Source organism: Litorilinea aerophila, assembly GCF_006569185.2.
Lineage (GTDB): Bacteria > Chloroflexota > Anaerolineae > Caldilineales > Caldilineaceae > Litorilinea > Litorilinea aerophila.
On the sequence record NZ_VIGC02000054.1, the window covers coordinates 1 to 12,171 of the forward strand.

9 protein-coding genes are annotated in these 12,171 nt (G+C 63.3%); 5 read left to right on the plus strand and 4 right to left on the minus strand.

Annotated elements, in window-relative coordinates; genetic code table 11:
- The first annotated feature begins 333 nt into the window (after positions 1-333).
- The 4 genes from miaB (at position 334) to FKZ61_RS23160 (ending at position 5,387) form a co-directional block, all read left to right on the plus strand.
- Positions 334-1,893, plus strand: coding sequence for a tRNA (N6-isopentenyl adenosine(37)-C2)-methylthiotransferase MiaB (gene miaB / locus FKZ61_RS23145; RefSeq protein WP_229964375.1), 1,560 nt, complete (start codon positions 334-336; stop codon positions 1,891-1,893).
- A gap of 137 nt (positions 1,894-2,030) precedes the next feature.
- A complete protein-coding gene (locus tag FKZ61_RS23150) occupies positions 2,031-3,032 on the plus strand; it encodes a calcium/sodium antiporter (protein ID WP_141612538.1) in 1,002 nt (333 codons plus the stop codon).
- Positions 3,033-3,081: 49 nt separating this feature from the next.
- Positions 3,082-4,542: an IMP dehydrogenase gene (guaB, locus tag FKZ61_RS23155; RefSeq protein ID WP_170200222.1), complete on the plus strand. Its 1,461-nt coding sequence runs from the start codon at positions 3,082-3,084 to the stop codon at positions 4,540-4,542.
- A 368-nt stretch (positions 4,543-4,910) separates the two neighbouring features.
- Positions 4,911-5,387 (plus strand): hypothetical protein, encoded by a 477-nt coding sequence (locus FKZ61_RS23160; RefSeq protein ID WP_141612539.1) that lies wholly within the window; start codon positions 4,911-4,913, stop codon positions 5,385-5,387.
- A 208-nt stretch (positions 5,388-5,595) separates the two neighbouring features.
- On the opposite strand, the gene FKZ61_RS23165 is transcribed toward FKZ61_RS23160, so the two are convergent.
- The 4 genes from FKZ61_RS23165 to FKZ61_RS23180 form a co-directional block, all read right to left on the minus strand.
- A complete protein-coding gene (locus tag FKZ61_RS23165) occupies positions 5,596-7,122 on the minus strand; it encodes a DUF5666 domain-containing protein (protein ID WP_141612540.1) in 1,527 nt (508 codons plus the stop codon).
- Positions 7,123-7,161: 39 nt separating this feature from the next.
- The gene (locus tag FKZ61_RS23170; protein WP_141612541.1) at positions 7,162-7,812 is read right to left on the minus strand and encodes a hypothetical protein; all 651 of its coding nucleotides are present in this window, start codon (positions 7,810-7,812) and stop codon (positions 7,162-7,164) included.
- Between the two features lie 499 nt (positions 7,813-8,311).
- The gene (sfsA, locus tag FKZ61_RS23175; RefSeq protein WP_141612542.1) at positions 8,312-9,052 is read right to left on the minus strand and encodes a DNA/RNA nuclease SfsA; all 741 of its coding nucleotides are present in this window, start codon (positions 9,050-9,052) and stop codon (positions 8,312-8,314) included.
- Positions 9,053-9,054: 2 nt separating this feature from the next.
- Complete coding sequence (locus tag FKZ61_RS23180) at positions 9,055-10,470, minus strand: hypothetical protein (protein WP_141612543.1); 1,416 nt, start codon at positions 10,468-10,470, stop codon at positions 9,055-9,057.
- 188 nt (positions 10,471-10,658) lie between these two features.
- On the opposite strand from FKZ61_RS23180, the gene add reads away from it, so the two are divergent.
- Positions 10,659-11,765 (plus strand): adenosine deaminase, encoded by a 1,107-nt coding sequence (add, locus tag FKZ61_RS23185; RefSeq protein ID WP_141612544.1) that lies wholly within the window; start codon positions 10,659-10,661, stop codon positions 11,763-11,765.
- Positions 11,766-12,171: the final 406 nt, after the last annotated feature.

Sequence of the window (12,171 nt, forward strand, 5' to 3'; positions counted from 1 at the left end):
AGTGGCTGCAGGACAAAGCGTGGCGAGAGGATGAAGAACTGGCCCCGCTCCTGCAGCAATTCCTGGATGAGTACAACGACCGCCCACATCAGGGCTTGGCCATCCCTGGCTTGTCGCCCAATGAGTTCGCCAAGCGTATTTGGCTCATGTAGTCAGTTGTCAATGTTCAGAGTGCCGTTGACTATTACAAATTTTGCGATTTTGCCATATTTTTTACGATCCCCGCGGCCGGTTTGACAGAAGCCACCCTCCCCACCTAGAATAACCCTTCGGCAATAGATTCCAACCGTCTCAAGACCTGCCCGGCTTACACCGGATCACAGGAGAATGCACATGTCTACGCGCAAACATAACGAAACCCCAGTGGTCACCTACGAAACGGCCACCGACCAAAACTCCAACGCTTCTCGCAAGTACCACATCTGGACCATCGGCTGCCAGATGAACGTGGCCGACAGCAACCACGTGGCTGCCGAGCTGGAAAAACTGGGCTACGGGCCCACCGACAACCTGGATGAGGCCGACGTGGTGGTCCTGAACACCTGTGTGGTCCGCCAGAGCGCCGAAAACAAGGCCATCGGCAAGGTGGGCAGCCTGAAGCCGTGGAAACAACAGAAGCCAGACCGCACCCTGGCCCTGATGGGCTGCATGGTGGGCATCAAGCCCAGCCCCCAGCTCCAGTCCGCCTTCCCCTACGTGGACGTCTTCATGCCGCCCAGCGAGGCCACGCCCCTCATCAACCATCTGCGCCAGCATGAGATCGAGGCAGAGATGGCCGCGATGGAGCGGGAGCAGCTGGCCCGGCGCTACCAGCTTCAAGACGAGGTCCAGCCCATCGGCACGGCCCAGTCCATTCGCCATCTGGCTCTGAGCGGAGAGGCGCCGGTGGCCGCCTATGTGCCCGTGGTCTACGGCTGCAGCCACGCCTGCACCTTCTGCATCATCCCCTTCCGCCGGGGCGTGGAGCGAAGCCGCCCCGTCCAGGAGATCGTCAACGAGATCCGGGGGTTGGTGGAACAAGGCGTGCGAGAGGTGACCCTGTTGGGCCAGATCGTGGACCGCTACGGGTACGACTGGCGGGGCGACCTGGGCAACAGTGCCACGGTGGCAGCCTACACCGGCGGCCCGGAAGCCCGCCAGGAACAGCACCACTATGACCTGGCCGACCTCCTGCGGGAGGTGCACGAGATCGAGGGGCTGTGGCGCATTCGCTTCCTCACCAGCCACCCCAACTACATGACCGACCGCATCCTGGAGGCCGTCCGCGACCTGCCCAAGGTGTGCGAGCACATCGAAGTGCCCATCCAGGCCGGCGACGACGAGGTGCTGGCCCGCATGCGGCGGGGCTACACCAGCGCCGACTACCGGGCCCTGGTGGAACACATCCGGGCCGTGATCCCCAACGTGGCCATCCACACCGACATCATCGTTGGCTTCTGCGGCGAAACAGAAGAACAGTTTGAGCGCACCTACCAGGTCCTGCGGGATCTGAAGCTGGACAAGGCCCACCTGGCCCGCTACAGCCCCCGCCCCGGGACGGTCAGCGCTCGCCGGATGGTCGACGATGTCCCCGAGGAGGAGAAGATTCGGCGCCACAAGCGGCTGGAGGCCCTCCAGGAGGAGATCTCCGCCGCCATCAACGCCCGCTACCTGGGCGAGACGGTGGAGGTCCTGGTGGAGGATCGCCACAAGGGCAAATGGCGAGGGCGCACCCGCCAGAACAAACTGGTCTTTGTGGAGTGCGACCTGCCCCTGCGGGGGCGCCTGATCCAGGCCCAGATCACCTGGACGGGCCCCTGGAGCATGCAGGGGCGCTTCGTGCGGGACGTCTCGCCCCTTCCCGACCGGGTGGAGGCGCCGAAGCAGATCTTCAGCATCGATATAACGGCGTGACAAGAGATTGGGGGATTGGGAAATTCGGTGATTGGGTGATTGGGTAATGGCCCATCCCTGTTCAATTCACCCAATCTCCTGATCACCCTGTTACCTAATCCCCCTGTCACCTAATCACCCAATCACCTACTTTATCTATGCTCACCAACGACCTGACCATTCATGTCCTGCTCTTCATGGCCGGTTTTGCGTTATTGACCGGCGGGGCCGAATTTTTGGTCCGGGGAGCCAGCCGCCTGGCTGTGCGCCTGAACGTCTCCAGCATCGTCGTCGGGCTGACCGTGGTGGCCTTTGGCACCAGTCTGCCCGAACTGCTGGTCAGCCTCATCGCCAACCTGCGGGGCGATGGCGGCAGCCACATCGCTATCGGCAACATCGTGGGCAGCAACATCGCCAACCTGGGCCTGATCCTGGGCATGGCCGGCCTCATTGCCGCCATCCCGGTGGAGCGCCACCTGGTCCGTCGGGAATATCCCCTGCTGATCGGGGTCTCGGTGGTGTTTATCATCATGGCGTGGGATGGATCCATCAACCGGCTGGAAGGCCTTCTCCTGGTAGCCGGCCTGATCGCCTTCACCTACTACAGCTATACTGCAGTACGGGAACTGCCTGGCGCCGAAGCGCTGGATGTGGTGGAGGCCATCGATCCCGACATCGGGCAGCCCAGCACCCACGTGCTCTGGGACCTCCTGCTGGTGGCAGGAGGATTGGGCGGCCTGATCCTGGGTGCCCAATGGCTGGTGGACTCGGCCCAGGTGCTCGCCCGGGCCCTGGGCGTCAGCGAGCTGGTCATCGGCCTGACCCTGGTGGCGGTCGGAACCAGTCTGCCCGAGCTGGCCACCAGCATCGTGGCGATGATCCGCAAAGAAGGGGACATCGCAGTGGGCAATGTGGTGGGCAGCAACCTGTTCAACATGCTCTTCATCGGCGGCGCCAGCGCCCTGGTTCGCCCCCTGCCGGTTCCCCTGAGCATGCGCACCGCCGACCTGCCCGCGATGCTCGGGCTGACCCTGCTGGTCTACCTGCTGATCCGCCGGGAGCCCAGCCGCCTGCTGCGCTGGCAGGGTGCCCTGATCGTGGCCGCTTATCTGGCCTATACCACATGGCTCTTCATGGCCAACGGCAGTACGATGATCTGACGCCCGGCCAGCCCGGCGCGTCCGTTTGCCAGGAAGCGAGGTGCGCATCATGAAAATTCGCAAGGAAAAGGGGCTAACTTTTGACGACGTCTTGCTGGTCCCCCGCCGTTCCCCCATTGTCTCCCGGCAGGATGTGGACACCTCGTCGTGGCTGACACCGGAAATCCGCCTGCAGGTACCCATCTTGAGCGCCAACATGGACACGGTGACCGAGGCCGCCATGGCCATTGCCATGGCCCGGGCCGGCGCCATGGGCGTCCTCCACCGCTTCATGACCATTGAGCAGCAGGTGCGCCAGGTGGAACGGGTCAAGCGGGCGGAAGGCTTCATCGTGGAAAATCCCTACGCCATCGACCAGGAGGCCACCCTGGAGGAAGCTCGCAAGCTCATGGAGAGGCATGATGTGGGCGGGCTGGTGGTGACCAATGGCACCACCCGGCTCATCGGGCTGATCACCCAGCGGGACATCATGCTGGCGCCCGATGAGCACCTGCGGGTGCGGGATGTGATGACCCTGCCCGAGCAGATCGTGAGTGTCCCGCCCGACATCTCGCCGGATGAGGCCCGCCGCATCCTCTATGAGCATCGGCTGGAAAAGCTGCCGGTGGTGGATCGGGCGGGGAATCTGGTGGGCCTGATCACGGCCCAGGATCTGATGCGGCCCCAGCGCTATCCCCACGCCACCAAGGACAGCAAGGGACGGTTACGGGTGGGCGCCGCCATCGGCGTTACCCCCCCCGAGATGGAACGGGCGGAGGCGCTCCTGGCCGCCGGGGCAGACGTGCTGGTGGTGGACATTGCCCACGGCCACGCGGAGCATTGCATCAAGATGGTCAAAGAGCTGCGCCGGACCTTCCCCACCGCGCAGATCGTGGCGGGGAACGTGGCCACCCGGGAGGGGGCCCGGGATCTGGCCGAGGCAGGTGCGGATGCCATCAAGGTGGGCATCGGTCCCGGCTCCATCTGCACCACCCGCATCGTGACCGGCTTCGGCGTGCCCCAGCTGACCGCCATCATGGACAGCGCAGCGGGCGTGGCCGAGCTGGGTCGGCCGGTGCCCATCATCGCGGATGGCGGCATCAAATCCTCGGGGGATCTGGTCAAGGCCCTGGCGGCGGGCGCCAGCACGGTCATGATCGGCAGCCTCTTCGCCGGCTGCGAGGAAGCGCCGGGCGCGCCTGTGATCCGGGATGGCCAGAAGGTGAAGGTGGTGCGGGGCATGGCCTCCCTGGGCGCGGCCATCGGTCGCAAGGCGGTGGAGCGGCGGGAAGAGGAGAGCGCGGAGAGCCAGGAGGACTGGGACAAGGTGGTGCCGGAAGGGGTGGAGGCCGTGGTGCCCTACCGGGGCCACGTGAAGGAGATCCTCTACCAGCTGGTGGGCGGCCTCCGTTCCGGACTGAGCTACGGCGGCGCCCGCAACATTCAGGAATTGCAGGAACACGCCGAGTTTATCGAGATCACGCCGGCTGGCGTGCGGGAAAGCCATCCCCACGACGTGCATCGGATGTAGGGTAGGCGCAACGCTCGTTGCGCCTACCCCCCTACTCCTACTACCCCTAACAGCCCCTAATATCCCAGGCAGAGATTCAGTATTTTGCGGATTCACCCCACACGAATTCGTGGCTTCGCATGGGAAAATTGTGAACTACTTATTTGAGTTATCCTCTTCCCTTGCCTCTCTTTTTGCCTAAAATCGATTCCTGTATCCGCTGTTGAAAACCGAAAACGTCATTTGTCGTAGGCCCTGTCGGATAAATTACAGTTGTTTCTATACGCCCAAATAACCGACAATAATGACTACACATAAACAACCACTAACATAAATATTTTTGAAGTAGGCATGTAAAGGTCAATTTCAAGCGGAGTAAGGGGGTAATCATGGCAGAGTCAGAACTTGCTAAACAAGAAAAACAAGAAGTCTGGAAAAGAATTGAAAAGACAGTGGGGTTTACTATGAGGCAAGTTGCGCCAAGACGAAAGGATTGGAGGGAAAGCCCCTCAGGAGAATTGTCTGTATTTGTCACCTTTTCAAAGGATAGCCAGTTATTCTACGATGTACAATGCGGGGACCTTCAACAGTGGTTGGGTTATAAGCGGGCATTCGTGGTGTTTGTAATGGGAACCTGTGAGGAAGCCTTGATAATACCTGCACAATGTATGAAGGAACTCGTAAAGGATCTTACTCCCAAGGGGAGAGAAGAATACAAGTTGCACATTATTCGTACTGGAACAGGCTATAAATTCCGAGAAGTACCTGGTCATAACCTTAAACCATTCCTTAACAATTATGGGCTATTGCGTAACTACTACTCGACCACAGTGAATTTTTGCGTAACTACTACTCGACCACAGTGAATTTTAATGTAATGATGTCCGGTACATAGGGCCGTGAACTGACTACCGAAAATCAGTGTGGTCAAGTACTACAGGCTTGGCCAGTTCTAGCAGAGCGAGAGCGGACACAGCCCTTCTATGCAAAGAAGGTTGCTAAACGATAAGAGGGGGCGATGGTTTAAGAAGCCGTCGCCCCCTCTTAGTACCAGCAAGATAAGATCAAGCTGGACTAATCGTCGTCCTTCCCCTTCTTCCCCTTCTTGATGTGAATATCCCGGGCGTCCACCGAGCCGTCCTCCCGCTCGTAGCCCAGCACCTTCACCTGGTCGCCCACCTGGGGCTCTGCGTCGTGGGGCTTGATGCGAGTCTCCGGGCCGATGTGGACGGTGCGGCCATCCACGGTCCACTGGCCGTCGGCCATGGCCTCAATTTCGCCGTCGAAGTGCACCAGGTCCTTGCCGTGCTTGCCGCCCTTGCCCTTATCCTTGTCCTTCAGGACTGCAATCTCCAGGGCGGTCAGGCTGCCATCCGGCTCCACCAGGGCTTCCACTTTGACGTAGGCGCCCACTTCGGCGTCGCCCTTGTGCTCTTCCACCTCGGTCACGTCGGGCACCACCTCCACCGTGTAGTCGCCGATGGTCCAGGGCCCGTAGTAGTCGTCGGGGATGCTGGAGATGCGGCCTGTGAAGCGGAAGATGTTGCCCGGTTGGTCGTCCTCGTCATCCTTCTCCTTGCCCACGGCTTTCACCGCCAGGGCCACCAGCATCTCCTGGTCGTTGAGCTCGGCCTTCACCTGCACCCGGTCACCCGGCTCCGGGTTGCCCTTGATCTCGGTCTGGTTGGTGCGGATCAGGGAGAAGCCGGCCACCACGATCTCCGTGTCGCCCAGGCTGTCCAGGTTCCCTTCCAGCACAGTGTGGTGCTTGGACTCGATGGTCTCGATCTCCTCGGCCACCAGGACGCCTTCTTGAACGGTCCCCTTGACCTTGACCCAGGAACCCACCAGGATGGGTCCCACGTCTTCGTCCACCTCGGTCTCCTCAGTGATGCGGACGGGGATGCCACTCACGTTGAGTTCGCTGCCGGCCTGGGCCGCGCTGGTCTGGGAGAGGACCTGGCCGATGAGCTTGGTGAGGTCGTCGGTGTCTCGTTCCTCCTTATCGTCATCGTCATCATGGCCGCCGGGCGCCGCCTTCTTCACCACCAGCAGGGCCAGCAACTGGCCATCGGTCTGGATGGCGGCCCGGACGTCTACCCGGTGCTGGCCTGCCACCGGATTGCCCACCACCCGGGTGGTGATGGTGCGCCCCAACACGATGCCATCCACCACCACGGTGTTCTGGGTTAGCTCGGTCAACAGGCCCCGCACACCCACAAAGAGCCGGGGGGAGATGACCTTAACGCGCAGGGCATTGAGGCCGCCGTTGCCGTCCCCTTCCCCCTGCACCCGGACCCAGCTTCCCACCTGGGCAGGGCCGGCCCGCTCGGCGATCCGGGTCTCTTCGCTCAGGTGGACAGGTACGCCGGCCACGATCCACTCGCTATCGGACACCATCTCGTCGATGGGGCCGATGAGCTCGGTCAACTGGCCGGGAGGCGGGGGAATGGTGCCGCCCGAGCTGGCGGAGCGGACATCCGTGAACTGGCTAAGGAATAAAAGCGCGCTGAAGAGTAAAATCAGGGGCCACCAGCGCCACAGGCTACGGGGTGATTCCACAGGCAGGACAGCGGCGGCCGCTCTTCGTTGATGCTTCATAGGATGAAATGTTCTCCTGTTCATTGCGAATCCTCCCCTCTACCGACGGGTTATCGGCAGGAACAGCCAGAAGGTCTCATCGGTGGCGGTACAGGCACTGGCCTCCACATCGTCCACATAAAAGTCGGTGGACAGGGTATCGTCCGTCTGGGCCAGGAACTGGATCTGGACCGTCTGGCCGGCATACGCGGTGAGATCGGCGCTTGCCTGTTGCCAGACGCCGCTCACCGAGGCGTCGCTCACCGTGGCCAGCACCTGCAGCGGATTGCCGTTGGCATCGGCCACTTGCACGGTGAGCCCATCAGAGCCGGTGCCACTCTCCTCGGTCTGCATCAGCCACCAGAAGCTCAGGGTGATGGAATCCACCTGGGGCAGGGAGACGGTGGCCGTCAGGCGGTCGCTGGCGTTGTCCACCCCCGCCAGGTAGGCCGAGTACTGGCCGCTGCGGGCCCAGAAGTCGCTGATAACCGCATAGCTGCCGGCGCTTTGCACGGCCCAGCCGTCCGGGTTTTCAAAACCGCCGTTGGGCAGGGCGTTGGAACAGAGATCGGCCCGGGCAGCCGGGGCAACCAGGAACAGGCCTGGCAACGCCAGCAGCATCACCAGGGCCAGGACGGCCGCCCAGCGTACCCATGCCGGACGGCTTCGGCGCAGGAAGCCGCGCAGGGGAAATCGTGCACTGCTGTCCATAGGTCCTTCCTTTCACTAAGACGCGATGACGATGCGCCACGATTCGGTCCGGTCCAGGCGGACAGGATGTCATGTCTATCCGGCAGACCTTTGGATGAGCCGCTTGAAGCTTGCGATGGCCATGGAAATGGCCAGGAGGGGGATACGCACCTGTCGGCTGTGGTCGCTATTGTCCCCAATCCAGGCGTCTGGTGCTGGTCCACTGGGTTACAGCCGGCTAACAGGTGGCAAATGGGCAGCCTACGAACCATCTACTTTACCCTGGCGTCCAGGCCACGGGGGGATTCGGCCGGATCGTGAGCAAGGGCGCGGTGCGCTGCCACCCTGGGAGGCGGCCCCAGGCCCACGGCCGGGCAGACGCCGCCCCCACAGCCCAGTCTACCAGGGATGCGATGGGCACCACAACAGACATAATGTGGATTTCCCCAGCGGGTATGGTGGAGGATTGTCGTAGCCCGAATGGCAGGAAAGAAAAAGCGTCAGCCGCTTTCCGGTGGGTTCACGGCTCCATCACCACCGGCACCGGGCGCAGGAGGCGCACTTCCGCCAGGGTGACGGCGCAGGTGTAGGCCAGGAGCACGACGCCCGCCTCCTGGGCGCTCTGGAGGGCCTGGGCGAAGGCCGGATCGGTCGCCCGGTGGGGCGCAACCCGCCCGGCATCGGGCCGTTGGACGATGAAGACCACGGCAGCCCGTTCGCCGTGGGCCAGCCGGTGGCTCAGCTCCAGCACATGGCGCCGTCCCCGTTGAGTAGGGGCATCGGGAAAGAGGCCGCAGCCCGCTTCCACCAGGGTGATGGACTTGACCTCAACCCACCAGGGCATCCCGTGGGCGTCCACCAGTTGAAAGTCGATGCGGCTGCGGATAGGCCCGGTTCCGTCTGCAGGCAGGGGAACTTCCTGCCGCAGCGCCCGATGGTTCTGGAAGAGGGGGAATCGCCCCTGCTGGAGCCCCTCCAGGAAGAGCTGATTGGGCAGGCGGGTGTCCAGGCTGATGAGGATCCCTTCCTGGGGGTGCTCCACAAAGCGCAGGTCGTACTGGGTCTTGCGGGCGGCAGCCGATGGGGCGTCTGCCCGGCTGAGGTGTACCGTGGCCCCGGGGATCAGGAGCTCCCGCATGCGGCCAGGGTCGGGGCAATGGGCAGCCACCACCTGGCCGCTGCCGTGAAGCCGGGCGGTGATGCGAAAGCGGTTGGGCCGTTCCAGAAAGGTGGCCGGCTCGGTGGTAAAGGAAAATCGCATGGCTACGAACGGGCGGGGGCCAGGCGCTGGCTCCAGGTGGCCAGGGCTCGCTCCAGATCCTGGACGGAGGTAAAGCCGCGCACCGTATGCAGGAAGGTGGCGATGTCCGGGGTCAGGGCGCGCAGTTGGGCCAGCTTGGGGCCGAGGGGACTGGTGCTGGCCGGGCTGGTGCCGTAGCTGCCGTGGAAGGCAAAGTAGGCCTGGTTGAGGACTCGCAAGGGGTAGCCGTGTTCTACGAACAGGCGACGGCGGGCTTCCATGTAGGCCTCGGCTTCCTCCACTTTGCCCTCGGCCAGTAGCCGATCCACTTCCAGCCGGGTGGCCCGCATTTCCGTCCGGAAGTCAAAAGGCGGGGGCTCGTCCGGTGGGCTCTCGGGCTCCTGGTCGCCCTTTTCCGAGGGGGTGGGCGCCGGGGCCTGGGCCTGGTAAATTTCCGGGTAGAAGTAGGCCAGGGTCTGCTCCCCGATCTCGTTGCCCACGATTTCGGCCACGGTCTCATTGAGGGTGGTCATGTCGCTGTTGGTGAAATAGTTCCAACCCAGGGGGAAGAGGGCAAGGTAGTTGTGGGTCCACTCGTGGGCCACGGTGCTCAGGATCCAGGGCAGGTCAGCGTCGTCTACCACCATGGTGGGGAAAGCGCCCAGCCCGCCGATGTCGGTGATATAGGCGCTCAGGTTATAGTGATGGTAGATGAAGGACTCCCGCTGCTCGATCTCCGGCAGGTCCATCTCCGGCGTCAGCATCTGGGTGTACAGGGTCTCGATGCGGTAACGGGGGCTCACCACCAGCTTTTTGGGGGGCTCGGTGAAGGTAAACTGGACCGGTGGAATGGGTTGGCCCGACTGCCCGATGGGCACGCCCAGGCCGGCCTGGGCCAGGGTCCAGCTGACCTGCCCCTCGATGATCTGCTCCACGGTGGCGCGAACGGCCTGCTGCTCCTGGCGCGCTGCGGTCAGGGCCTCCTGGAGGGCGGCCAGCTGTTGGGCCGTCTCGGCATCCGGCGACACCCCCTCGGACGCGGCAGCGCTGGCCAGGCGTGTCATCTCCTCCTTCAAGCGCCGGATCTCCTGTGCCCGCTCCAGGTAGGCGAGGACCAGCGCCTTCGCCTCTGAATACGGCAGGTCCGCCGCGGGCCGGGTTATCCAGGCGCGCGCCTTGTCTCCCAGGGCGTGGACTTCCCAGGCGACCAGGTCGAAGCCATAGCCTGCCACCACCATGCGAAGCTGGCGGGCTCGTGCCTCCTGGGCTGGGATGGCGCCGCCGCCGGCCAGCATCAACACCAGCCACAGGGCCAGCGCCAGGCTGAGCAGGGACTGGACCCGCGCCCAGGAGGCGTCGGACAGGCGTTCCAGAAGCCCGGCCCTGAGGGTTGCCGGGGCTGCGGTGATGGTTTTCTCGTGGGTTTGCTTGCTGTCCATCGGATCGGTTAGAATCTTCGGCCAGAATCGGCCGCCCGCTGCCCTGCCCCCTCGGAAACCCGCTGGGCACAGGCGCATTCATCCGATGGCAGTATACCATAGACCGGCCGCATACGCCGGGGTTGCCCACACGGCCAAGGCACTTTTCCCCGGCAATCCCAAACAGCGACGCCAGAGAGGACGAGCCCGTGGCATCGAATTCATTCCAGCCAGCCTTGCCTCCCAACCTGGACCCAGATCTGGCGGCCTGGATCCAGGCCATGCCCAAAGCCGAGCTCCACATTCACCTGGAGGGGTCCATCCAGCCGGAGACGCTGCTGGAGCTGGCCCGCCGCCATGGCCGGGTACACGAGCTCCCCAGCGACGATCTGGCCGAGCTGCGCCGCTGGTTCGTCTTCCGGGACTTCCCCCATTTCGTGGAAATCTACCTGACCATCTCCAACCTGCTGCGTACGCCGGAAGATTTTGCCCTGATTGTCCACGCCTGTGGCGCCGACATGGCCGCGCAGAACATCCGCTACCGGGAGCTCACCGTCACCCCCTTCACCCACACCGACCTCCAGCAGAAAGGCCTGACCCTCGACGATCTGCTGGAAGGGCTGGAGGCGGGGCGAGTCCAGGCCCGTCGGGACTTTGGCGTGGAGATGCGCTGGATCTTTGACATCCCCCGCAACGTCAGCTTCCAGGGGCCGGAGCAGCGCTATGACCCGGGCCCGGCCGAACGCACCCTGGCCTATGCCCTGGCCGGACGCGATTACGGGGTGATCGGCTTTGGCCTGGGCGGCTACGAAGTGGGCGCGCCGCCAGAGCCCTTTGCCCACGCCTTCCGGGCAGCCAAAGAGGCGGGGCTGCTCTCTGTGCCCCATGCGGGCGAGACCCTGGGCCCGGAAAGCGTCTGGGGTGCGCTGGATGCCCTCCAGGCGGACCGCATCGGCCACGGCGTGCGGGCCATGGAAGATCCCGCCCTGCTGACCGTACTGCGGGATCGGGCCATCCCGCTGGAGGTCAACCTCACCAGCAACATCTGCCTCCACGTCTACCCGCGCCTGGCCGGACATCCCTTCCCCCACCTGGATCGCATGGGGTTGATCCTCACGGTGAACAGCGACGACCCGCCCCTCTTCAACACCGACCTGTGCCGGGAATATGCCCTGCTGGCCACGGAATTCGGCTACGGCCGGGCCGACCTGGCCCGCCTGGCCCGCAACGCGTTCCAGGTCTCCGGCGCTCCCCCCGCCCTGAAAGAGCGCCTCCTGGCCGAATTCGACCGGTGGGCGCAACAGGGAGAGCTGTAATGGGGCTCGCTTCGGGCGGGCACGGCGGCCCACCCCCACAAAACACCGGCGCCCTTCGCAGGCCAGCCCGTAGCTTCGTATCGTCACCTTCCCTCCATCCACCTGTGCCCGACGACCCCGTGCGGTTGGAAGCCGCACCTGCCCATCTGGGACGCGCCCGTATGAACCTATAAACCTTGCCCTTTGACGAGATCACCTCGCGCCAGTATGATTGATAAGGCCATATTCAACACAGACCATCAAACCGTACCCAACCGTCTACCGTCTACCGTCTACCGACTACCTGTCGTACATCAGCACATCGTGACGGTTTTAGCGATGAAACCATCAGCACATCGTGACGCACATTGAAAACTGAATAACCATCAGCAGAACAGCAGGCCAACCTGTGTCTGGTTATCTCCTA

What these genes read in the sequence shown, in the direction of transcription:
- miaB (WP_229964375.1), top strand. Translation starts at nt 334, where the DNA reads ATGTCTACGCGCAAACATAACGAAACCCCAGTGGTCACCTACGAAACG.
- FKZ61_RS23150 (WP_141612538.1), top strand. Translation starts at nt 2,031, where the DNA reads ATGCTCACCAACGACCTGACCATTCATGTCCTGCTCTTCATGGCCGGT.
- guaB (WP_170200222.1), top strand. Translation starts at nt 3,082, where the DNA reads ATGAAAATTCGCAAGGAAAAGGGGCTAACTTTTGACGACGTCTTGCTG.
- FKZ61_RS23160 (WP_141612539.1), top strand. Translation starts at nt 4,911, where the DNA reads ATGGCAGAGTCAGAACTTGCTAAACAAGAAAAACAAGAAGTCTGGAAA.
- FKZ61_RS23165 (WP_141612540.1), bottom strand. Translation starts at nt 7,122, where the DNA reads ATGAAGCATCAACGAAGAGCGGCCGCCGCTGTCCTGCCTGTGGAATCA.
- FKZ61_RS23170 (WP_141612541.1), bottom strand. Translation starts at nt 7,812, where the DNA reads ATGGACAGCAGTGCACGATTTCCCCTGCGCGGCTTCCTGCGCCGAAGC.
- sfsA (WP_141612542.1), bottom strand. Translation starts at nt 9,052, where the DNA reads ATGCGATTTTCCTTTACCACCGAGCCGGCCACCTTTCTGGAACGGCCC.
- FKZ61_RS23180 (WP_141612543.1), bottom strand. Translation starts at nt 10,470, where the DNA reads ATGGACAGCAAGCAAACCCACGAGAAAACCATCACCGCAGCCCCGGCA.